The 22,503-nt window shown below is 43.9% G+C and carries 18 protein-coding genes and 1 other RNA gene; 4 read left to right on the top strand and 15 right to left on the bottom strand.

Annotation, left to right across the window (positions count from 1 at the left end; all coding sequences use genetic code 11):
• Positions 1 to 136: 136 nt before the first annotated feature.
• Positions 137 to 2,839 (bottom strand): TonB-dependent receptor, encoded by a 2,703-nt coding sequence (locus ACGHAV_RS16270; protein WP_390383049.1) that lies wholly within the window; start codon positions 2,837 to 2,839, stop codon positions 137 to 139.
• A gap of 325 nt (positions 2,840 to 3,164) precedes the next feature.
• Here ACGHAV_RS16270 and ACGHAV_RS16275 point away from each other — a divergent pair, with 325 nt between their 5' ends.
• Positions 3,165 to 5,135, top strand: a complete 1,971-nt coding sequence (locus tag ACGHAV_RS16275; RefSeq protein ID WP_390383052.1) for a BCCT family transporter — start codon at positions 3,165 to 3,167, stop codon at positions 5,133 to 5,135.
• Positions 5,136 to 5,165: 30 nt separating this feature from the next.
• Positions 5,166 to 5,645: a MarR family winged helix-turn-helix transcriptional regulator gene (locus ACGHAV_RS16280; RefSeq protein WP_390383055.1), complete on the top strand. Its 480-nt coding sequence runs from the start codon at positions 5,166 to 5,168 to the stop codon at positions 5,643 to 5,645.
• Between the two features lie 89 nt (positions 5,646 to 5,734).
• On the opposite strand, the gene ACGHAV_RS16285 is transcribed toward ACGHAV_RS16280, so the two are convergent.
• Positions 5,735 to 6,082: an RnfH family protein gene (locus ACGHAV_RS16285; protein WP_390383058.1), complete on the bottom strand. Its 348-nt coding sequence runs from the start codon at positions 6,080 to 6,082 to the stop codon at positions 5,735 to 5,737.
• Positions 6,079 to 6,510, bottom strand: coding sequence for a type II toxin-antitoxin system RatA family toxin (locus ACGHAV_RS16290; protein ID WP_334014376.1), 432 nt, complete (start codon positions 6,508 to 6,510; stop codon positions 6,079 to 6,081). The genes ACGHAV_RS16285 and ACGHAV_RS16290 overlap by 4 nt, the downstream gene beginning before the upstream one ends.
• A 200-nt stretch (positions 6,511 to 6,710) precedes the next feature.
• Between ACGHAV_RS16290 and smpB the strand changes: the two genes are divergently transcribed.
• On the top strand, positions 6,711 to 7,190 hold the full coding sequence (gene smpB, locus ACGHAV_RS16295; RefSeq protein WP_012518302.1) for an SsrA-binding protein SmpB: 480 nt from the start codon (positions 6,711 to 6,713) through the stop codon (positions 7,188 to 7,190).
• A gap of 29 nt (positions 7,191 to 7,219) precedes the next feature.
• Here smpB and ACGHAV_RS16300 read toward each other — a convergent pair whose 3' ends face one another.
• Positions 7,220 to 8,446, bottom strand: coding sequence for an NADH:flavin oxidoreductase/NADH oxidase family protein (locus ACGHAV_RS16300; protein WP_390383063.1), 1,227 nt, complete (start codon positions 8,444 to 8,446; stop codon positions 7,220 to 7,222).
• Between the two features lie 131 nt (positions 8,447 to 8,577).
• Between ACGHAV_RS16300 and ssrA the strand changes: the two genes are divergently transcribed.
• Positions 8,578 to 8,937: a transfer-messenger RNA gene (ssrA, locus tag ACGHAV_RS16305) on the top strand.
• Positions 8,938 to 9,184: 247 nt separating this feature from the next.
• Here ssrA and ACGHAV_RS16310 read toward each other — a convergent pair.
• From ACGHAV_RS16310 to ACGHAV_RS16360, 11 genes are all read right to left on the bottom strand, one after another.
• The gene (locus ACGHAV_RS16310; protein ID WP_390383066.1) at positions 9,185 to 10,462 is read right to left on the bottom strand and encodes a hypothetical protein; all 1,278 of its coding nucleotides are present in this window, start codon (positions 10,460 to 10,462) and stop codon (positions 9,185 to 9,187) included.
• A gap of 209 nt (positions 10,463 to 10,671) precedes the next feature.
• Entirely contained in the window at positions 10,672 to 11,823 is a 1,152-nt protein-coding gene (locus tag ACGHAV_RS16315) for a GGDEF domain-containing protein (RefSeq protein ID WP_390383069.1), read from the bottom strand.
• A 169-nt stretch (positions 11,824 to 11,992) separates the two neighbouring features.
• Positions 11,993 to 12,808 carry a DUF3307 domain-containing protein gene (locus ACGHAV_RS16320; protein WP_390383071.1) on the bottom strand — a complete coding sequence of 272 codons (816 nt, stop codon included), beginning with the start codon at positions 12,806 to 12,808 and terminating at the stop codon, positions 11,993 to 11,995.
• Between the two features lie 29 nt (positions 12,809 to 12,837).
• Positions 12,838 to 13,503 carry a hypothetical protein gene (locus tag ACGHAV_RS16325; RefSeq protein WP_390383074.1) on the bottom strand — a complete coding sequence of 222 codons (666 nt, stop codon included), beginning with the start codon at positions 13,501 to 13,503 and terminating at the stop codon, positions 12,838 to 12,840.
• Between the two features lie 157 nt (positions 13,504 to 13,660).
• Positions 13,661 to 15,115, bottom strand: a complete 1,455-nt coding sequence (locus ACGHAV_RS16330) for a diguanylate cyclase domain-containing protein (protein ID WP_390383077.1) — start codon at positions 15,113 to 15,115, stop codon at positions 13,661 to 13,663.
• Positions 15,116 to 15,208: 93 nt separating this feature from the next.
• Entirely contained in the window at positions 15,209 to 16,018 is an 810-nt protein-coding gene (locus ACGHAV_RS16335) for a sterol desaturase family protein (RefSeq protein WP_390383080.1), read from the bottom strand.
• Positions 16,019 to 16,022: 4 nt separating this feature from the next.
• The gene (locus tag ACGHAV_RS16340) at positions 16,023 to 16,667 is read right to left on the bottom strand and encodes a CDP-alcohol phosphatidyltransferase family protein (protein WP_390383083.1); all 645 of its coding nucleotides are present in this window, start codon (positions 16,665 to 16,667) and stop codon (positions 16,023 to 16,025) included.
• Positions 16,661 to 17,329, bottom strand: coding sequence for an ATP-binding cassette domain-containing protein (locus ACGHAV_RS16345; protein ID WP_390383086.1), 669 nt, complete (start codon positions 17,327 to 17,329; stop codon positions 16,661 to 16,663). Before ACGHAV_RS16345 ends, ACGHAV_RS16340 begins: the two co-directional genes overlap by 7 nt.
• The gene (locus ACGHAV_RS16350; RefSeq protein WP_390383089.1) at positions 17,319 to 19,109 is read right to left on the bottom strand and encodes an ABC transporter permease; all 1,791 of its coding nucleotides are present in this window, start codon (positions 19,107 to 19,109) and stop codon (positions 17,319 to 17,321) included. Before ACGHAV_RS16350 ends, ACGHAV_RS16345 begins: the two co-directional genes overlap by 11 nt.
• Positions 19,109 to 20,365: an ABC transporter substrate-binding protein gene (locus ACGHAV_RS16355; RefSeq protein WP_390383092.1), complete on the bottom strand. Its 1,257-nt coding sequence runs from the start codon at positions 20,363 to 20,365 to the stop codon at positions 19,109 to 19,111. Before ACGHAV_RS16355 ends, ACGHAV_RS16350 begins: the two co-directional genes overlap by 1 nt.
• The gene (locus ACGHAV_RS16360; RefSeq protein WP_390383094.1) at positions 20,350 to 22,503 is read right to left on the bottom strand and encodes an FAD-dependent oxidoreductase; all 2,154 of its coding nucleotides are present in this window, start codon (positions 22,501 to 22,503) and stop codon (positions 20,350 to 20,352) included. Before ACGHAV_RS16360 ends, ACGHAV_RS16355 begins: the two co-directional genes overlap by 16 nt.

Raw genomic sequence — 22,503 nt, forward strand, 5'->3', positions numbered from 1 at the left:
ATAGATAGTCAAAGTACGAAAAAAAACGGCAAACTCGATGAGTTCGCCGTTTTAATTTATTACTTCATTGTTTTACTTTCACACCTTACTTAGGCTATGCCTGCGTTAAATTCGCTAGCGCTAAGCATTAAGCAATTTAGTAGTAATCGTACGAGAAGCGCAAGCCAATAGTACGTGGTCTGTTAGTTACCACTTTTGGTGTAAATTGCTGCGTATCAATGTTTAATGTAGCGCGCTCGTCGAATACATTATCAATATATAGCTCAGCTTTCCACACATCGTTGGTTACACCAACAGCAAGGTTTGCAAGTACATAAGACTCTTGTACGTATCTACCACCTCTAAACACTTCACCGTTTGAATCGGTATACGTCACGCCTTCGTAAACTGATGCTTCTTCTTCAATTTTAAGACCCGAGGTACGCCCGTAAACTAATGCAGTAGCATCTTCCATTACGTAAGCATCCATGATCATGCCTGCAAAGCGGTCACCGGTATAGGCAACAGATCCGTTAACATAACCACGTTTATCACCCTCTAATTCGAAGAAGTATCGCGCATTAATATTGCCCGAGAACTTTGCGCTGTAAGGTAGTTCAGAACCAACCCCTGCCGCAATGCCTTCAAGCTCTTCATTAATACGTGTTAGCTCAGTGTCTAATATACTAAATGCAGCGTTAATGACTAAGTCATCGGTTGCAAGCCACGTCATATCAGCGTCGATACCTTTAATCTCGGCATCACCCACGTTGTCGGTAAATACCAAAAATGAGATATTGGTAGGGTCGAAGCGCGACGTTTGTAGCTCTTCAATCTCTGAATAGTAAGCCGTTGCATTAACGCGGAACTGCCCGTCAAAGAAATCACCTTTAAGGCCCAATTCGTAGTTATCCAATGTATCGGTAGTTGAATAAACTGGAATTCGGAAGTTTTCAAATTTGCCAGACTGGTTTGTTGCCAAGCCACCGCCTACGCGGTTTGTTACAGGTGGACGGAAACCTTCTGAGTAGTTCGCAAATAACAACACATCGTCATTTACTTTCCAGTCAATGGAGTATTTGAAGATGGTGTCGTCTACCGTTAGTACGCCATTATCATCAAGTAGGTCGACTTCTAGCTGACCACTGTCGATTGCGGCGTTCACGGCAACAGGGTCTAAGCCAACGGCTGCAAGTTCGTCAGGTTCTAACGTGCCAAACGCTCTGATACGGCGGGTTACATCAACCGTTGACGTTGAACCCACATAAATATCGTCAATTTCGTACCAACGAGCACCAATGCTTGCAGTGATAGTGTCAGTTATGTCGTACTCTAACTGACCGAACACAGCGATTTGCTCTATAGTGTGCGTAATATCATTAATGAAGCTCACTTCTGATGGGAAAGGGCCGCCATCGCTGTTAATGCCTTCATTACCCACAAGCGTACGTTGAAGGTTATCAAAACCGAACGTGGTCATTTCAGTGTTAGCAATTTTAAACTGACCCACGGTAGCCACTTCCTGCTCGTCATAGAAAAGGCCAGCAGTAATGCGCCATGGTGTATCCATGGTAGTGTTAAAGCGTAATTCGTGAGTTGTACGCGTAGAAGATGTGTCTTCTTTGTAGAATTTAGTTGGGTCTAAACAACGCTCATCTGCGGCGTTGTCCGGCGTATCATAGTGGTTACACACATAATACGCAGAAAACAAACCGCCGTTTGTGTAGCCGGTATAATCGGCCAAGGTATCAATTTCACGGTCTAGATAGCCACCAGTGTAAACTACGTCTAGCTTTTCTAAACGACCTTCAAGCGTCCAAGTTGTTAACCCAAACTCATCTTTGTTCTCGTCAGGCTGGAAACGCAACGCCGATGTTTCGCCATCGATGGTTGGGTCGTAAGCAAATACACCTTCAGTATCGAGGGCTTGCTGCGTATGTTGAACAAGTAAATCCCAATCTTCATTGATGATGTAAGACAATCCGAAACGCGCACCTGTGTAGGTTGCATCATTAAAGTCTTCTTCCACAAGTGCATCATTTTGTGGCGAAATCACGGCCGCCTCAGAGTTCGAACTAATGTTTGGATTAGTAATGCGATTCGCATCCATTCCAACTGGATCAGCTAGCGGGCCGCCAGAGATACGGTCGATAACTACCGCGCTACCAATGTAGCCACCCTCACCCGGCACATTTCTAACGTTGTCTATCCAGCCACCTTGTTTATCGTTATAAGCCGCCACGCGAACCGCTAAGTTATCGCTTAGCGGCATGTTGAAATACGCTTCTACTGCGTTACTCATTTCACCGTCTTTGGTAAACGCGATATTGGTATCAAAACCGGCTGAGAATACACCATGCTGCGGTTTGTTCGTAATCAAGCGAATTGTACCTGCCTGAGAGCTTGCTCCAAATAGGGTGCCTTGAGGTCCGGGCAACACTTCTACACGCTGAACGTCAGTAGCGTAAACGTCAAGGTTACGACCTGCCATAGACACCGGCATTTCATCTAAATAGAACGCCACTGATGGCTGCAATGCCTGAACGGAAGACAGCATGATATTTGACTGCGTAGTAGCAGCACCGCGGATGTAGATTTCGTTTTGACCTGGGCCTGTACCTTGGAATACGACGTTAGGAAGAAATTCTACGTAATCTTGGAAGTTATCGATACCTAGGTTTTCTAACGCTTTACCGTTTAGTGCTGAAACAGCAACTGGCACGTCTTGTATAGATTCTGTGCGTTTAGTTGCGGTTACTTCTATGGTTTCGAGTTTAGCTGGCGCTTCTGATTCCTGCGCAGCCAGTGAAGTAGATGCCAATGCAGCGACAATGGCACAACTAAGCTGTGTTTTTCGCATGGTTGAGTGTTTCCTTGATAAGGTTTTTATTCTTCGGATTATGTTTACTTCAAACATATATCAAAAAGATCATACACAACGATACACCATCACATAATAATTTCTACTCAAACGGTTAATAATTATACTTTTGTCTTGTTTTAGGCCAATAAATTAATGAATTAACAAAACAAAAGAGAATTTAAAGCACAATAAACAACCAACCATCAAGCCATCTTTAAATACTAATCTAATCATTTCATCTGATATTTATAATTTATGCGCCTTGCTGTATATTTGTGCGTATAAATTACTATTCTAAAGATGGCTTAAGGATTACTACTGCGTGATTGAGAAACAAAATTCATCGCCACTTAACGCACCTGTGTTTTATACATCGTCTGCATTAATACTGCTTTTACTGACTTTTGCAGTAAGCGCGCCGCAGCTCGCCGACAGCTTGTTTAAACAGCTTCAAAGCACAATTGTGACAAACGGCAGCTGGTTTTACGTGCTCACGGTGGCCGTTATTGTTTTGTTTGTCATTTTTTTGGGCGTGTCGCGTTATGGAGAGATAAAGCTAGGCCCGGATCACGCAGCGCCTGAATTTTCGTTTACTACGTGGCTGAGTATGCTGTTCGCAGCGGGTATGGGCATTGGGCTAATGTTTTTTGGTGTTGCCGAACCCTTAATGCACTACCTTGCGCCGCCCACGGCCGAAGCAGGCAGCATAGATGCCGTACGAGAAGCAATGAAAACGACGTTTTTTCATTGGGGCGTCCACGCATGGGGTATATATGCCATAGTGGCACTCATACTTGCGTACTTCTCATATAGGCATAATCTTCCCCTCACTTTGCGCTCTGCACTCTATCCGTTAATAGGCGATAGAATATATGGTTGGTTAGGTCATGTTGTTGATATTTTCGCTGTTACCAGCACTGTTTTTGGTGTCTCAACATCGTTGGGGCTAGGCGCTGCACAGGTCAACGCCGGGTTTAATTACCTTTTTGATTTACCCTCAAACACTACCGTTCAAATTATTATCATGGCCTGTGTTGTAGGCCTTGCGGTGGTGTCTGTTACAACAGGACTTGAAAAGGGAATACGCCGGTTATCGGAAACCAATATGGTTTTAGCGGTATTGTTACTATTAATTGTGCTAGTGCTGGGCCCTACTGTTTTTCTTCTGCAAGCGTTTATGCAGAACACAGGCGCTTATTTGTCTGATATTGTACGCAATACCTTCAACCTTTTTGCTTACGAAAAAACAGATTGGATTGGTGGCTGGACCATTTTCTATTGGGGCTGGTGGTTAGCATGGGCGCCGTTCGTTGGTATCTTTATCGCGCGAATTTCTTACGGTCGAACCATTCGTGAATTCTTACTTGGGGTATTGCTAATACCCAGTGCTTTCACTTTGTTTTGGATGACGGTGTTTGGTAACAGCGCTATTAATCAGGTTGTTACCCAAGGACAACAAGCGTTAGCGACCATGGTAAACGAAGACACAGCAGTTGCCCTGTTTATATTCTTAGAGCAATTCCCCTTTTCTTCTGTTCTGAGTTTTATTGCCGTACTTATGGTAGTTGTGTTCTTTGTCACTTCTTGCGACTCGGGTGCGATGGTTGTAGATATGCTTTGCTCACATGGCAAGAACGATACTCCGCTGTGGCAACGTGTTTATTGGGCCGTAGGGGTAGGCGTTGTAAGCTCTGTGCTGCTTTATGCTGGTGGACTTGGTGCGTTACAAACCATGACCATAGCAGCAGCCTTACCCTTTGCCATCGTGCTTTTAATCGCTCTTTCAGGGTTACTTAAAGCGTTGCGTGTTGAAGCATTTAAGCGAGAAAGTCTTCAAGTTCTTGCCGGTACGCCTCAGCACACCGATGCTGACAAAAACTGGAAAGAACGATTAGAGAATATCGTTACCTTCCCTGATGAAAAAGCAGTAAAGCGATATATAACGAAGGTCGTTGCGCCTTCGCTAAAAGAAGTAGGTAAAGAATTCGAGTTACAACAATTCTCTGTTTCAGTAGATGACAGTAACGACGCGTTGGTGCTGACAGTAAGTATGGGCAATGACCCTGACTTTATTTACGCGGTGTATGCTGTGCCAACTGAACAGCCTGAATTTGGCCCATGTGAAACACAAACTCTAGACGAGAACGAAAAGGCAACGTACTATCGCGCCGAAGTGCACCTCAGTGAAGGTGGTCAGAATTATGATATTATGGGTTGGTCTAAAATATCGGTGATAAACGACGTGATAGACCACTATCACAAACACCAACATTTTATTCATTTGCTAAAGTAGCATTACCGCTACACATTTGTTGGAAGTAACATGCGAAAAGAAGAAGAATTATTAGTAGCACTACGACGTGTGATACGCGCGGTAGACCTACGCAGCAAACAGTTAAGTAAACACGTGGGCCTTACGGGTCCGCAGCTTTTAGTAATGCAAAACATCGAAGAACGCCCAGGTATTATGGTGCGCGAAATTGCTGAGAATATTAACCTTAGTCCAGCCACTATTACCAACATTCTCGATCGTTTAGAATCAAGGGACTTGGCAACACGTATTCGAAGCACGCAAGACAAACGTAAAGTGGGCGTGTTCCTTACTGAAAAAGGCAAAGAAGCCGTTGTTGACGCCCCTCGCCCATTACAAGAACATTTTGTAGAGCGCTTCTCTCAACTTAAAGAGTGGGAACAAAGCCAGATGGTGGCCACGGTTCAACGTATCGCTAGTATGATGGATGCCGAAGATATTGATGCATCACCATTTCTGGAGCTTGGTAGCATATCCGACAAGTCGGTTTAATACAGATGTAAGCATGTTTCAAAGACAGTGACGCAAAACGTCATTACTGAACTACAGAATTGAAAAAGGCCACGTCAACGTGGCCTTTTTTATGACTTCGCTTTAAGCGGATTAGGCTTTCCGCCTGTTACTTTGTCAGCACGCCCCTCTTCCTTTGCTTTTTCAGCACGGCGTTTGCGAATTTCTTTTGGATCGGCAATAAGCGGGCGATAAATTTCTATTCTATCACCATCAATTAACGTGTCGTTTAGTTTTACCACACGACTCCACACACCCACTTTCGTAGCTTTTAAATCGATATCTGGAAACTGTTCAAGAATATTAGACGCTTCAATGGCCTGCTGTACTGTTGTACCTTCTTTCAACGCCACGTCTACAATGGTTTGCTTTGTGGGCAACGCATAGGCAACTTCAATATTAATAAGCTTGCTATTCATGCGTATACGCTCCTTGCGCGGTCGGTAAACGCTGCCACCATACTACTTGCTAAACTATTAAAGACCTTACCAAAAGCCATTTCAGCGAGCTTATTCGTAAATTCAAATTCCAAATTTAGCTCTATTTTGCATGCATCCTCTGACAAGGCTGAGAATGTCCAACCTCCAGATAATGAGCGAAACGGACCATCAACCAATTGCATATCAATGCGCTGGCCAGTAACAAGCTTGTTGTGGGTAGTAAACCACTGCTTAATGCCTGCCTTTGAGACTAGTAACGACGCCTTCATACTTTCGGCCGATTCATCTAGTATTTTGCTGTCGGTGCAGCCGGGCAAAAATTCTGGGTATGAAGCAACATCATTCACTAAGTTAAACATGGCTTCTGCACTGTGAGCCACAAGTGCACTTCTATGAATACTAGGCATTTATTACGCTATAATTCCAGTGTGAAAAATACTATGGTATGCATTGTAACACAGAAAATTTACTGATCTGGTATTCGGTTTTACTCTTAATAACCCCACGTTATGAATACACAACGCGTTATGTTAGCTAAAAGCACTCTAGTGATTTTTGTGCCACACGCATAAAGACATTTCCTCACACAATCAGTATAATAGCGGCCATGAAAAAGAATAAAGCCAACAAAAACACCTCGGGAAATATCGCGCAGAACAAAAAAGCGCGTCATGATTATTTTTTAGAAGATAAATTCGAAGCAGGTTTAGAGCTTCAGGGGTGGGAAATTAAAAGTATTCGTGCCGGTAAAGTGAACATTACCGATGCGTACATTATTATCCAAAATGCAGAAGCCTATTTGGTTGGGTGCAGAATAAGCCCGCTAAACCAAGCGTCTACCCATGTTGTGGCAGCGCCAGAGCGTGCCAGAAAGCTACTGCTCAAAAAACGCGAAATCGACCGTTTGATGGGTGCGCGTGACCGCCAAGGTTACTCTATTGTCGCCACGTCCATGTATTGGAAAAAGTGCTGGGTGAAATTGGAAATTCACCTTGCTAAAGGTAAACATGCACACGACAAGCGCGATACGCTTAAAGATAAAGACTGGCAGCGCCAGAAGGAAAGAATGATGAAACACAGCGTTTAACGCTGTGTTTTTTTATGTGCACCTGGTGTTTATTGACCAACATCACGCTTAGTCATTTTTCTGCGATGCAGCGTATCTAATACAAGGCTCCATAACGGCGATGGGTCGCGAAGCGTTGTTAAATTATTGCCAAGGCGGCGCAATTGCCTTCGAACCATCGACATATTCGCCAAACTGGCTAACGACTTATCACGCCAACGGCAATGTGGAATAGAGCCTGAATACGACCACTGCTGTTGCCATTTCTTTACTAAGTCTGGAGTGATTGCCAGCGCACTGGCTAACCCTACAAGCGCACATCCCTGTTGAATTACTCGCTCGGCTATTTCAGCACGCTTGATACCGCCTGTTGTCATAAGCGGTATGTCTGTTTTGCTCTCTAGTATTTTAGCGAATTCTAGAAAATACGCTTCGCTAGCAAGCGTGGTATTGTCTTTCGTTTGGCCTTGCATAGCCGGCGCTTCGTAACTACCACCGGATAACTCGATAACATCAACGCCAAGCGCCTCAAGCCTGTTCACCACTTCACACGTATCTTCAAAAGAAAATCCGTTTTTCTGAAAGTCAGCCGAATTTAGCTTTACCATTACAATAAAATTATTGGCGCAAACCGCACGAATTTGACTAACGATGTTTATGAGAAGGCGTGCGCGATTAATTATCGACCCACCCCACTCGTCTTGGCGCTGGTTGGTTAGAGGCGATAAAAATTGAGTAAGTAAATATCCATGCGCGGCATGAATTTCTATGCCGTCGAAACCTGCATTTTCAGCTTGTTTTGCAGTTTCAACAAAACGCTTACAAACATGATGAATATCTTGGCAGGTCATTTCACGCGGCTGTGCGAACAATTTAGAGTGTTTGCCCATATCAATAGGCACCGCAGAAGGCGCAATGGCCTTGCTTTGCATGGCTTTGAACACTTGTCGCCCGGGGTGATTAATTTGCATAATGGCAAGCGCACCGTTCGACTTCATAATCTTTGCCCATTTAACAAAGGGCGCAAGGTCTGTGTTTTTATCTAACGCCACACCACCTGGTCCGGTCATGGCTTCTTTGTCTACCATCACGTTACCGGTGATAATCATCCCCAAATTGCCATGTGCCCAATACCTGTACAACGAGAATAACGACTCACCAGGCACATTGCCCAAACTAGACATATTCTCTTCCATGGCTGCTTTTACCAGGCGGTTACGCACAGTTACGCCACATGGCAAGGTATACGGGGAATACAAAATAGAATCTGAAGACATTTACACTACAAGCCTTTTGTTAACGCCTGCGTACTTTAATGGTTATTGTCCATAAATGCATCTTTTGAAAGCAAATTATAAAAGAAACGTTTAACGTGCTCGCAGTTATGTTATAATTCGTCTTCAATCTCGGGGCTGATTAGGATTCGACAGGATCTAGGAAGCCGGAGGTGCATGCAGAGGAGCGGTTGGCCTCTTAAAAAAGCCGCATTTAAATAGTCGCAAACGACGAAACATACGCACTAGCCGCTTAATAACCGGCATAGGCCCTTCCACCCTAGTCTCTTCCTGCTAGCGGGGATTCGGAAGGTCATCCAAGTAGGATAGCGAGGGAACCTTGTCTAAGGGTGAACCGCGAAACAGTATTAGGCCAGCTGCAAGGAAATCCTGTTTGTCGGAGTTCCAAGCAGTTAAATAAATGACAAACTAAGCATGTAGTACCAAAGGTAGACATTTTCTGGACGCGGGTTCAAATCCCGCCAGCTCCACCAAACACGAAGACCACGCATTTGCGTGGTTTTTTTGTTTGTGGTGATTAATGGTGAATGAGACCGCTTCGGGTTCACATAACGTCTGGAACGTTTTGTCCCGCCGCAGGCGCCCGCAGGGTCAAGGCCATGGTTGGCCTTGAGGACAATTCCGCCAGCCCACCAAATTAAAAAGGCTTGCCATTTGGCAAGCCTTTTTTGTTTTTATCCGCAAAAAGCGGTCTATCTTACATACCTTTTTCCACAAACATTAAGATGTTTGCAAAGTTTGAATTGGCTCGATATCCGTTTTATTTTCCATAATGAAGGCTTCGATATCTTCAATTCTTTCTTTACTAAATCCCAGTTGTGCTTCAAGTGCTGTCGTACCGTCCGCATTCTCAACAACAGCAAATTGGTTTACCCCTAAAGCCCGCGAAAAAGCAGTGTGAACTTTGTTGTTGTTTATATCAACAATTTTGACTTTCGTAGAAGTGCGGTAGATAGCAAGAGGGCCAGACTGAGTTTGCACCCAGTTTATTGACCAGTAGTAATGACTGTAGTTTGGTAGACCTATCTTTGTATAAAGTGCTTCTTTGAATTCAACATTATCGCATTCATTGACCAAGGTGCTCTTTTTTCTGCAACCAGAATGCTCCGCAACGTCTTTTCCACCTAAGCTAACGTCCATTGGAACTATAGAGTCACCTTTCAGACTTACTAATACATAATCGTCAACTTTATTTAAACCGAAGGTGTTGCCAAGCTCTTTGAATGAATCAAAAAGGCCGCCTACCTTATCGTTTTTATTTCTGGCATTCTTCTCTAATAATATGAAGCCAGTAGATGCTGCATCGCCATTTTGATATTTAGCAATGTGATAATTATCGAGCAAAGAAATCGATTTAACATGATCACTTCCGATAGTGTACCTAAACGCAGAGCCAGGTCGCCCTACAATGAACCCGTCAGACGTGGGAATAACGGTATCACCAGGAATAGTTTTTCCTGTTACCGTTTTCACTTCGAATTTACCGTTTCTTTTTAGCACTTTAGCAATCTTAATTGGTGCTCCTTCAGAACCAGCTCTGTAATATTTTAAAGTAAATGAGCCATCGAAGTTCTGTACTGCGTAGGTAAATTCCCCTGAAAAACGGTTTCCACCGAAGTTAGCTACCTGCCCCTCGAAGTCGTTAAACATCTGCCCATTAATCATAATACCGTCTTTTTCACGGTAAAAAATTGCAGAGCCGCCTGTAGCATCAACATTTTGCTTTTGCGCCATCAACTCATTTTCTGTAATAAAGCTCTCAGGAACAGCCGGTGTTTGCGGCTGCTGTTGCGCTTGTGCTGCAGGTAAAGTCATACCTTGCATTTTTGAAAGTAGAGCTTGACGCATTTGATTTGCGAACGCCTGTTCTTCAGGCGTTGGTGGAGGGGTGCTACCACACGCGCTGAGCATTGAAACAGCTAAAAGTGATGGGAGAATACGTTTTGCTCTCATTGTTCTTTTCTCTTTTTTATCTGAATTTTTGTGTTTTTTGAGCAAAGGAGGGAGGCTTAAAACGTAGACGTACTCCATTAGAACGTAACATTGAAACGGCAACCATCCTTGGCCACGACAATATTAAAAGAAATTACTAATAATATACAAGCACTTATATCAAATAGATAATAGATAACTAATATTCAGCACACGGAATGAAAACTAAAAAATAGTGTATAGAACTTTAAGTTGGAGCTTACTTAGCACAACCATCATGCCACGACTTGAAACCGCGGAGATATTTGATTTCTTCCCCGCGCTTTCGCGTTGTAAAGCTCGGTATCAGCGGTATTAAAAAGTGAATGCCAGGTATCTTCTAAAGAGTTTGAGAAAATCATGCCAATGCTTATGGTTACCGACACTTCGTCCTTACCGTCTTTTATCGACAGTGTTTCTACTTTTCGTCGTAGTGTATCAGCTAGCTGAAAGGTTTGTAGTTTCGACTCGCCAGACACAAATATAGCGAATTCTTCTCCACCTAGCCTTCCAATAATATGACTATCACTAAGTGCTTCATTCAGCTCTGACGCGATGGTGTTTAACACACGATCGCCTGTTGAATGTCCGTATTTATCATTGATGGTTTTAAAATGATCTATATCTATAACCATTAGCGAGCAATTGTCCCTACCTTGCTCAGACAGCAACTCGTTTACCTTTCCAATGAAAGCCCGTCTTCCGTAGACTCCGGTTAATTCATCCACATTCGCTAGTGTCTGCCATTTTTGTTTTTGCTGGTACACCAATATAAAAGGCAACAATACTGAAGTAATAATACAAAGTGCAATGTGGGCTGCAATGCTTACTGCTGCCCAAGTCTGCACTGCAGAGTTAAGCCCAGCCCATTCACTGTAGCCCAGCATAATTGACTGGCAAATCATTACCGATGCATGGGTAATTAAAACAGCGCGAAAGAAGCTACGAACACCGTTAAGAGAACCTTGTTTGTGCACGCTAAAGGCAAGAAAACAAAGCCCAAAGACAACAGCGATAGCACCGCTTGCTATTGCCTGATAATAAGGAGTAAAAAACGCAGAAACGGCGATAGCCGCTACTCCAGCGGTACACCAAGCAACCTTATGGTTTAGCACACGCGGAACATTCGTACTTGGCTTTTTGTCCTCCAAGCGGTAGAAACCCGCCAGTAATAAGCAGCTAGCAAGGAAATAGCAAATCTGTGGTAAACCTGGTAATGCGCCTGCAACGTTTACCACTAAACCTAAGCAGTAAGTAAAACAAGAAAACGCCCACAAGATAAATACTGGCGTTGATATATCGCGCTTTGCAAGCACGAGAAAATAAATACCCACTGCGATGTTTACACCAAGCGATGCAAACACCAATAACATCATAATTGTAGTCACAGGTGATCCGTCACAAAAAAATGAAGCGGCAGTATGTCACACATCGATGACTAATGCGTGAAGATACAAAAAATAAAGGTATGCAAGATAGACATTCAGTGTGTTCACATATACTCCCTGAATAACGAAAAGCGTGATCCTTTACCATTACATGTGCAGCGTTAACGCGCTATTTCACAGGCATTACATCCAACATATAGGCGCAAGCTAGTCCAATGGCTAGCGTAATGGCAACGCTGGTAAATGTTCCCAGCAATACATACTCGGTTAATTTTCTATCTTGGTGTTTAGTTAGATCGCCAAAACGAAATATCGACTTTGCTGCGATTAAAAAGCCAATGGCTGAAAATTGATTAAGTAGAACAAACGTAAGCATTAACGTGCGTTCAAGGTAGCCAATGCGCTGGCCTGCCAAGGCTAAAGTTTGTTGTGCTTCTAAATTAAGCGATAGCGTATCTTTTATATTATGCCGTTTAGCAGACTTAGACATAACTTCATCAGTCCAGGGAGACAGCAGTTGCTTAATAATAATCGAGCTTGGTTTAAGCACTGCTAAGTACGCTAACAAAACTGCTAATTGGCTACTGTTAAGTGCTTTCAACAATGCCACTGATTCTCCCCACTGCTTAGTAACCGAAAGGAAGGCAATATATATAACCAGTACATGTGCCAACTGATCAATTAAAAATGAGGTAGTGCTGGGTTTACTGTAAGACTTAATTAAATCGATAATAAAATGCGTGAGTGTAATGGAAACGCTGATGTAAAAAGTGTTAACTACGCTAATTTTATCGCCTAACAATAGGGTTACAACTGCCGCTAACAGCCCGTGCAGCAGTGAATGTATATAAAGGTAAGGTGATACCGCATGTTTTGTATTTCTACTTTCTACCCACGAAAAAGGCTGAAGATAAAAATCGGCTATCAGATGTACAAGTAATAAACCTATAAGAAGTACCGTATTATCAAATACTATTTCCTGCATGCCCTTCCCTAAACAATGTTAACTACAACTTACATTTCTCGCACCGAGGCGTTTATCTCTTGCTCCATAAAATGCAGATAGTCGGCAATCAGTTTATAGCGACTTGCATTTAAGATACGCGTTACGTTGCTTCGATTTTTTCCCAATAATGCAGCCACATTATCATGGTTTTTTTCTTCAGACATTAAATAGGCAAGTACGGTTTCAGATTGTGTTTGTGTAAGCCCGGTTAAGTGGTTGTCTGCAAATTGTGTAAGAAGACTAGTACTGCGCATAAGCGACGGACTAGAGCATGTAAAAGCGATGTGCTGTGACTTTAACTCATCTAAGGCGCGACCAGATAATACAAATGCTTGCCCCGTACCCGTTTTAACTTCTGTATTTCTATACGATACCCCCCCTACTGCAGCACTTACTCGAATATCTACACTAGGCGAATGTGCTTTAAGCGCTAAGCGAAGGCCAACTAAAATATTCATAATAAAGTGGGCGTGGTTTGTGACAAACTGAAATGCATCGCCGCGGAAGATGTCGAAATAGCCATCGTATTTAGAGGCGTATTGCACAAGTTCTGTCTTAAGTAACTGTATAACGCTACTAAACTCGCTGTCAGACAAACCTTGCGAATTAACGATATCGCCAGTCAATACCGCAGCAAACTGTTTATTGTATGTATTCAAAGCTGTTTTGGTCATTGGCGCTCGCAGTCATCTGCGTTAATTTTCCAATTCATATTACAAGAATATACACACAAATCGAAATAACACCAAACTTAATCACAATTTAAAATGTGATTGAATTTAATCACATTTAGACGCTTGAGATGAAATGCTAAGGCAGTTTTTAATGAAACTAAAAATGAGCGCAATTTTTTCCGGCACTTTTTGCTCTATACAACGCCTCGTCTGCGCGCTGTACTAATTGCGTTGGGCTATCTTTGCCATCTGACGAGCAGGCCATTCCGATACTTACGGTAAGCACACTTTGATGTGCTGAATATTCATGAAAAATGCCAAGGCGACGGATGTTTCGTAAAATTCGAGTCGCTATTTTATGTACCTCGTCTTTCGATACGCCAGGAAGAATAACCGCAAACTCTTCACCGCCGTAGCGTGCTGCAAGATCATCTTTACCAATGCAGCTATTTGATAAACTTTTAGCTATTTGTTTTAAAGCGTCATCCCCTGCTACATGGCCGTAATTGTCGTTGTACAATTTGAAGGCGTCAGCATCGACAAGCAATAATGCCAAAGGTGTAGATTTCGCTCTACTAAGCTTAATTTGCTCTGAAAGCGTTGTATCAAAAACGCGCCGGTTAGGAATTTCCGTTAAGCCGTCGATATTAGCCAAATGTTCCAGACGTTTGTTTGCATCAAGCAAGGCGTCTTGCATGCTGGCAATGGCCTTTCTATTGACTAAATTCTGTAAGGTATTACCCAGTATTTCGCCAATTCTCTCTAAATACTCAACGTCATAAGACTGCCATTTGTATGGACTTCCTATTATATCGCACCCCACGAAGCCATATAGAGTGCCACCCACCATTATTCGCACGCACAGTATCGAGCAAATGTGTTCTCTCATAAATTCTTCGCGCTCAGCCGCAGCGCAATCAGGTATTTTACTTACATCATCTACTTTAAACATGCCCTCTTGAATATGGTCCATAAAGTAAGGCATATTACTTGTGGGCATATTTTGTAGTTCGTTTATATACGGCGTTACACCAGCTGCAACCCATTCATGAGTATTTGTCATAAAAGTACGATCGTTTGAAAACTCAAACAAATAACACCGATCGATATTACCGAATTCGCCAAAAGCCGCTAGGGTTTGGTCGATAATAGTCTTAACTTCGCATTCACTGGCATTAATTAACTTAGAAGAGCAATTAGTCAGTAACTGGTGAAAAGACAAATGCTTTCCTACCGACGATAGATTAGAACCACCAGATAGTTCGTCCGCATTATTGCGCACATACAGCACTATCCAGTTACCGTCTTCTAGATTTACAACTTTGCTTTCAACTAAACAGTTAAAGGTAAACAAGTTGGTTTTTAGTCTCACCCATAAACACAGTGCACCACCTGTCTCTCCCAAAACAAAGGGGTTGGCGTCGGCTTCTAACGGGGCTTTGGAAATAGGGTCGTAAAACGCAATACTGCTATCATCAAACAGTGACGACGCATTGGCACCAAAAAGCTGCTGAAAGCCATCGCTGGAATAGATGCGATCCTCACCACATTTTTTAAACAGTAAACTGACGGGTAATTGCCTTAATACCGAAGGTACGTCTAACGTTTCCAAAACAGCTCCTTTACTATGCGCTATTTCTAAGCGTAGCAACGTTAATGCTACTGACAAATTTAACTGCGCAGCACATCCCGCCCCCTAATTTACTTATTGGCCTTCAGGTTTGTGGTTAAAAGGCTGTTTAAGCAGAGCCAAAACACTGGCATTCTCTTTTACAGCAGGAATGTCTTTTTGCCCAACCTCAAAGGTTGCATCATCGACACGCGACTGAGATGTAAAACTGTTAAAGAGTTTATCCCACCACGTTACGCTAAAACCGTAATTCGTATTCGAGTATTGTTTCGCCTGACTGTGATGAATACGGTGCAGTCGCTGTGTGACCAAGATAGTGCTTACGCGTTTGTCCCACGTCTCCGGTAATCGAATGTTGGCGTGGTTAAATAAAGAAAACGCATTAAGTGCAACTTCGAAAACAACAATAGCTAACGCCGGTACACCAAAAAGCACTATTACAGCAGCTTTTATGCACAGACTAAGCGCAATTTCTATTGGATGAAACCGAAGCCCTGTGGTGGTATCAACATGGCTGTCAGCGTGATGCATTTTGTGAATGCGCCACAGTACAGGAACGGTATGAAACAATCTGTGTTGCCAATAAATCACTACGTCCTGAATTAAAACACAAAGAATAACCACTACCGCAAATGGTAGTGCGCCTTCAATGCTGTTGAATAGGCCTAAGCCTTCGCTCTCCGCCCAACTTGATACACCCAGAAGTGTTGTTGGAAGGAGTAAACGAGCCACCACGGCACCAAGCATTACCATTGACAAATTGCCCACCCACCGCTGTTTTCGGTTTAACACAGCTTTTCGCGCAGGCTTATAAGCCTCAAGCAACGCCATAAAAGCGAATACGCTCAAAAATATTGTTAGTCGAAGGGCTGAAGCGTTGTCCATTGTGTTACTCATCACCTTTGGTTTTATGCAAACTCTCAACGTGCTTAAGTGTATTGAAGCCACCCACAACACGGGTTGCTATTGTAATGGTACAAGCAGCCGCAAACACGTACGCAATAACAGGGAAATACGTTGGCCAAATACAAAACGCGAGAAACACTAAAATGGTTTCACTACCTTCTGTAAGCCCCTGCATATAGTAAAAACTTTTGTTGGCAAATTGTGGTCGGTCTATTTGATAGCGCTCAGCTGAAATAGCAAACGCTAGAAAACTACTGCCTGTTCCAATAAATGTGGCCAATAACACCAATGCGGGTGCCCCCCATTCATGAGGATTTGCGATTCCAAATGCCAATGGAATAGACGCATAGAACAAAAAATCTAGGCAGATATCTAAAAAACCACCTGCACTGCTGCTGTTTTGTTGAAATCGCGCCAACTCTCCGTCTATTCCATCACAAATTCTGTTGGTAATAATGCAACCTAGCGCGGCGCTCCACCAATTAAGAATAATAAAGGGGACTGCCGTTATCCCTATCAAAAAACCAAATACCGTTACCTGATTTGGCGTTATTCCTGCCCTACTCAACACTTTTATAAAAGGTAGCAGTAATGGCTTTATTAATGGGGTTACTTTGGCGTCTAGCATGGCATCAACTCTATTATTTCACCACCGGCAGCGTTGGCGTCTTCAATATCATGCGTCACCAGCACCGCGGGTATATTTCTTTGTTTTATTTGCTCAAACGTCCACGTACGAATTTGCGATCGAAGCGACGCATCCAATTTGCTGAACGGCTCATCAAGCAACACCACATCAGGCTCTGCGGCCAACGTACGAAGCAGTGACACTCTTGCCTGCTGCCCACCAGACAACGCATCAATTCCTCTCTCACCAAAGCCCTCAAGCGACACTTCCTGCAACATGGTGTCGATAGCCTGTGATTGCGCTTGCTTTGTACTGTGTAACTTTGGCGGCATCGCAAAGGCAATATTTTCCTTTACCGACATATGTTCAAACAACAATGCATCTTGGAACATAATGCCAATATTTCGCTTGTAAGGTTCAAGTGCAGTAACAGAGCGCCCGTTAATACTGATATCACCTGTAAACGTAAAAGGCGCAGCTAACTGACCAAATATAGCGTTAAGCAACGTTGTCTTACCACACCCGCTTGGGCCCATAATGGTTAATACACTTTGCCCTTGCACTTGTGTATTTAGCGTTACTAAAGGCTTACCCTCTTTTTCTACTTGCAGGTGCTGTAAGCTCAGGATTCGTTGGTCTTTCGCACCAGTATCAACGGCCATGATTTACTACCTTTTTTCCTAAGCGTTCTTTTCTACTCATATGACTGCTTATTCGCTTACTTCTATGATTATGTGTTCGCCTACGCTCTCGGTGAAGTGTGATTAACTTGGGTAATGTCCAAGCAATTACAAACCCCAACAAAGGCATTAATGCTTGAATAACCGCATAAACTGCTGTTAGCCGAACACTAGAGCCCGAAACAGAGGCCACTGCCTCTGTTGTAACCGTTGGAATTGCCCCACCAGACGCCAACATGGTTGGTAAGTATTGGCTAAAGCTAATTGCTAATCCGAGCGCCCAGGCCACCAATACAGAATTTTGTAGCGCAGGCAGTTTTACATACCAAAACACCTGAAACGGCGATTTTCCTAGGCTTTGTGCCACCATTACATAGCGATTATCGAAACGCTGATAAGACACCGCAAGCGACAGGTATACGTAGGGCAACACATACACCATGTGTGCAATGTAGGTGTGAAACCCCAACGAGTGCACTGATAAGAGTTGCTGAAACCATACCAACCCATACAAGAAAGCAACACCTGGTACCAACAGCGGTAAGAACAGTGAAAATGAAAATAACGCAGCCGCTTTTCGCGTTGCTGGCACGAGCACTTCACTTTCAAGCGTTAGTAAAACCAGCACCACTGATGAAACGCTTGTTGCTAATCCAAGTAATAAAGTGTTAAGCAAAGGCTGGCCAATTGCACTAAATGCGGTTTTCCAGTGCAGCAGCGTTAGCGCTTCTGGAAACAAGCGAGGAAACACCCAATGCTCAGCAAATGAATAAGAAACTACCGTATACACAACGCCTGCAATTAAAAACGCATATATGCCAACCGTACACGTTCCTAACAACGCAACAGTGCGGTTGAAGAAATTACGACGACCTGTTGAAAGCTGTCTGCGCCCCCACCACGAAATCATTCTCTCTACGGTAAAGAAAACCACGATAGCAAGCACGCACACTACACCTTGTAAAATGGATGCCGCAGAGCCAAGTAAACGCATTGAGAGATCGACATGATTAAACCAATGCAAAATGGCCACAGAAAGCGTGCTTGGATTGTTAAGACCTATAAGTAAAGGAATTTCGACATTAGACGTGGCGAACACCAACACGGCTAAAATGGGTAACTTTATTTGGCGATATATTGATGGCAGCATAAGTTTGAAGAAGGTTCCAGAAGTGCTGTAGCCAAGCGCTGCGCCCGCACGTTGATAGCCTTCTAGTTTTTGTTTGTTGTTTGGCTGTGCCATAACACTCAGCGCCATAAGAAGAATAAAGGGGACTTCTTTAATCACTAACACTAAAAGTACACTAAGCCCCCATTCATCATAGGGAAACAGTCCTACCGTTGTTGAGGGCATTGCGCTATCGGTAATAGTTCCAATAAAGCGTGCAACTAAGCCCGACGGGCTTAGCACAAAAAGAAGCGCAATGGCGGCTGCCGCGTGAGGCAACACTAACAGAGGGCTCAGAAGCGCCTGTACTTTATTAAGTAATGATGATTGATAACAATGTGCTAGTAGCAAAAATGTGATAAACGACGCCAGTATTGTTGATCCAACACCGCTGAACAGCGAGAGCCAAATCATCTTTCCAATGTGTTGAACATTAAAAAGCTCAACAAAAACGCGAAACGAAAAGGAGTGTTCCCCCAACGCGGGAAAATACCCCAAAGCAGGAAATACCACACCAATAACGCCTACGGTTACCGGTACCAAAAGCAACAATAACAGCGCGTATCTTGCGTAAACCGTAACATGCGAGAACATCAGTAGCGCGCTCCGTACCGGCTATACCATGCATCACGCAATGCATCTGTCCAACTTGCATGCGGCTCTCCAAGCAGTGGCACAGCAACCGACTTATCTAGCGCAGAGGGATGCGACAATGGCTCATCGAACATACGTTTTTGCGCCTCGCTTAATCTGCGCATATCAAGTACGGTATCGTCTCCCCACACCGTTAATTTCTGCTTTTCAGCCTGAGCTTGTGGAGACAACATAAAATTCACTACATCCTTGGCAGCCTGCTTATTAGGTGAATTAAAAGTAAGCCCAATAAAATGCACATTCGCCAAACTACCATCTTTCATAGCATAGGTTCGAATGTCGGTAGGTAAGTCAAACCGCTCTACCGCGCTTGGAATTTCGGCAGCCGTGAAGGAAAACGCCATTGATAGCTCACCGCTGCCCATTAACCGCTGCAACTCAGATGCCTGTCTAACCATCATTTTACCCTGACGCCACATATTCGGATGCAATGCATCTAAAAAAGCCCATAAAGACGGTAGCGTTTTAGATAGCGCTTGCTCAGTGACAGGTTGATAAAACAAATCGCGATGCTGCGGGTTAAGTTGTAGAAGCGCATATTTTAGAAAGGAGATACCTAAATAATCGTTTGGCGTGGGGTAAGTAAATCGGCCTGGTGATTGCTGCGTAAATGCTAAAATTTCTTCAAGGTTTGTTGGGGGCGCTAATGCGGCTTGCTGAAAGTGAGATTGGCGAATGTAAAACACCATTGAGGCTTTTCCCCAAGGGGCTTCCATACCCAAGGTAGATTCGCCAAAATCGGTTGTCATTGCGGGGTTTTCATTTGGGCTGGTTAATGCAAACGAAGGTAACTCGTCTACCCAATTGGGCGCTAAAAGCCCATGCTTTTTCATTGTGGCAAAGTTTTCACCGTTTATCCAAATAAGATCGACAGACCCTTCGCTGCTGTTTCCCGCCGCTTTTTCAGCTAATACTCTTGCTACGGCATCGCTCGTATCGGCAAGCTTCACATGCTGCAATGCTATATTGTGTTTCTGTGCCAGCTCTTTTGCCAGCCATCGAATATAACCATTGACCTGAGCGCTTCCGCCCCACGCATGAAAGCGCACTGTGGGCGAAACCGTTGTATCTACGTTTGAAACGTTATTTTGTGACGGCAAAGGCGTAGACAACACCTCTGTATTCACAGTTAAGCAAATAAACGCCCAACTACACCAGGTTAAAAGGCCGCGTCGCAACACTACCCTCTGCGCCATGTGTGGAATTTTTCGACATATTCTAGCAGCTTCTCTGGTGCATTCGCGCGCTTCCAGTTTCCTGCTGCGTACTTAGCACCCTCAGCCCACGTTGGATAAGCGTGAATAGTGCCTAAGATTTTGTTTAAGCCTAAGCCGTGCTTCATAGCAATGACAAACTCGGCTAGCAAATCGCCCGCATGTTCCGACACCACAGTAACACCTAGAATGGTGTCTTTACCTGGTGGCGTAAGCACTTTAATAAACCCCTTGCGTGCACTCTCTGCTACTGCGCGATCAAGCTCAGCAAAATCATAACGGGTAACTTCAACGTCGATATTTTGTTCTTTAGCCTCACGCTCGTTTAAACCCACACGTGCTACTTCAGGGTCGATAAACGTAGTCCACGGAATTACGCGATAGTCCACTTTGAACTTCTTAAACGAGCCAAATAAGGCGTTAACCGCCGCATACCACGCTTGGTGTGCAGCAACATGAGTAAATTGGTACGGCCCTGCTACGTCACCCGCGGCGTAGATGTTTGGCATAAGCGTTTGTAAGTACTCATCGGTTTCAATAGTGCGGTCGAACTGAATGCCAAGCTCTTCAAGACCAAACCCGTTTAAACGTGCCTTTCTTCCTACCGCTACAATTACTTCATCGTATGCAATGGCGTGTTCTTGCCCTTCTTTTTCAACAATAAGCACACGGCCTTCTTGTGTTTGTTCAAAACGAAGCGCTTTGTGCGATGTCATCACATTTACACCGCTGTCTCGCAACACAGATTCAGCGTATTCAGCCACATCGGCGTCTTCCCGCCCCATTAAACGCGGCGCTAATTCAACTTGAGTTACGCTGCTACCTAATCGCGAAAACGCCTGCGCCAACTCACAGCCAATTGGACCGCCGCCAAGCACTATCAGCTTTTTCGGCGCATCTTCAAACGTGGCAAACTTTTCCCACAGTGTATCTGACGTCACATAACTGCTGTCTTCTATGCCAGGTAACTCAGGAACGAACGGAGCAGCACCAGTAGCAACCACAATGTTCTTGGTAGTCAGTGTTTGTACATCGCCCGACTCTGTCTTAATTTCTACTGTCCAAGGGTCAACAATTTTGGCGTACCCTTTTACAACGTCCACTCCCAAACTGGTATAACGCTCTACGCTGTCGTTAGGCGCAATAGCGGCAATCACTTCGTGCACACGAGCCATCACTGTCTTAAACGACATAGTAGGTTCAACCGCATGTAAACCATAGTTTTCTGCGTTTCGCATTTGGTTTGCAACTTTAGCGGTTTTAATAATTGCTTTGCTGGGTACACAACCATAATTCAAGCAATCGCCACCCATCTCGCCCGCTTCAACCAAAGTCACCTTTGCTTTTACTGCCGCGGCTATGTAGCTTGTTACCAATCCACCGGCACCTGCACCAATTACCACTAAATTTCTATCGAAACGCTTAGGTTTGTTGTATCCCTTATACACGCGACGTCTGTTTATTAAGGCCACTATGCCTTTAGCAATCCAAGGGAATATACCTAACAGCACAAATGAAAGAATTAGGCTAGGTGAAACAATACCCGATAAGCTGTCGATTTGGGCCAGCTGGGTACCAGCATTTACATACACAGCGGTACCCGCCAACATGCCCAACTGACTAACCCAATAGAACGTCCAGGTTCTTAATGCGGTAAGCCCCATCAACAGGTTAATTAAAAAGAACGGAAATACCGGCACTAGGCGCAGGGTAAATAGGTAAAACGCACCTTGCTTTTCAACGCCTTCGTCAATCTTCTTAAGCTTTTCTTTAAACTTATTGCGCACAGTATCGCGCAGAATAAAGCGCGACACCAAAAAGGCTAGCGTTGCCCCAATGCTTGAGGCAAACGACACAATAATTAAACCTTGAACTAGTCCAAATAGCGCTCCGGCTGCCAACGTTAAAATGGCTGCCCCAGGCAGTGACAGTGCCGTTACCGCAACATAAATGGCAAAGAACACACCTATGCTAACAAACGGATTTGACTCTATTTCACTTTGAAACGTATTTAACGAGCTTTTCATTCCTTCAAGGGTAAGATAGCTGTTTAACCCAAAGTGAAAAAAGCCAAATATGGCGGCGCCAATTACTGCCAGAAGCGCTATTTTTTTGAACAT

Origin of the sequence: Alteromonas sp. MTD1 (assembly GCF_042848195.1) — a bacterium.
In the GTDB taxonomy this organism is placed as follows: Bacteria; Pseudomonadota; Gammaproteobacteria; order Enterobacterales; family Alteromonadaceae; genus Alteromonas.

Bases quoted from the DNA above. Each gene is read 5' to 3' on its own strand.
- ACGHAV_RS16270 (WP_390383049.1), bottom strand. From the start codon at position 2,839: ATGCGAAAAACACAGCTTAGTTGTGCCATTGTCGCTGCATTGGCATCT.
- ACGHAV_RS16280 (WP_390383055.1), top strand. From the start codon at position 5,166: ATGCGAAAAGAAGAAGAATTATTAGTAGCACTACGACGTGTGATACGC.
- ACGHAV_RS16285 (WP_390383058.1), bottom strand. From the start codon at position 6,082: ATGAATAGCAAGCTTATTAATATTGAAGTTGCCTATGCGTTGCCCACA.
- ACGHAV_RS16290 (WP_334014376.1), bottom strand. From the start codon at position 6,510: ATGCCTAGTATTCATAGAAGTGCACTTGTGGCTCACAGTGCAGAAGCC.
- smpB (WP_012518302.1), top strand. From the start codon at position 6,711: ATGAAAAAGAATAAAGCCAACAAAAACACCTCGGGAAATATCGCGCAG.
- ACGHAV_RS16300 (WP_390383063.1), bottom strand. From the start codon at position 8,446: ATGTCTTCAGATTCTATTTTGTATTCCCCGTATACCTTGCCATGTGGC.
- ACGHAV_RS16320 (WP_390383071.1), bottom strand. From the start codon at position 12,808: ATGCAGGAAATAGTATTTGATAATACGGTACTTCTTATAGGTTTATTA.
- ACGHAV_RS16325 (WP_390383074.1), bottom strand. From the start codon at position 13,503: ATGACCAAAACAGCTTTGAATACATACAATAAACAGTTTGCTGCGGTA.
- ACGHAV_RS16335 (WP_390383080.1), bottom strand. From the start codon at position 16,018: ATGGACAACGCTTCAGCCCTTCGACTAACAATATTTTTGAGCGTATTC.
- ACGHAV_RS16340 (WP_390383083.1), bottom strand. From the start codon at position 16,667: ATGCTAGACGCCAAAGTAACCCCATTAATAAAGCCATTACTGCTACCT.
- ACGHAV_RS16345 (WP_390383086.1), bottom strand. From the start codon at position 17,329: ATGGCCGTTGATACTGGTGCGAAAGACCAACGAATCCTGAGCTTACAG.
- ACGHAV_RS16350 (WP_390383089.1), bottom strand. From the start codon at position 19,109: ATGTTCTCGCATGTTACGGTTTACGCAAGATACGCGCTGTTATTGTTG.
- ACGHAV_RS16355 (WP_390383092.1), bottom strand. From the start codon at position 20,365: ATGGCGCAGAGGGTAGTGTTGCGACGCGGCCTTTTAACCTGGTGTAGT.
- ACGHAV_RS16360 (WP_390383094.1), bottom strand. From the start codon at position 22,503: ATGTTCAAAAAAATAGCGCTTCTGGCAGTAATTGGCGCCGCCATATTT.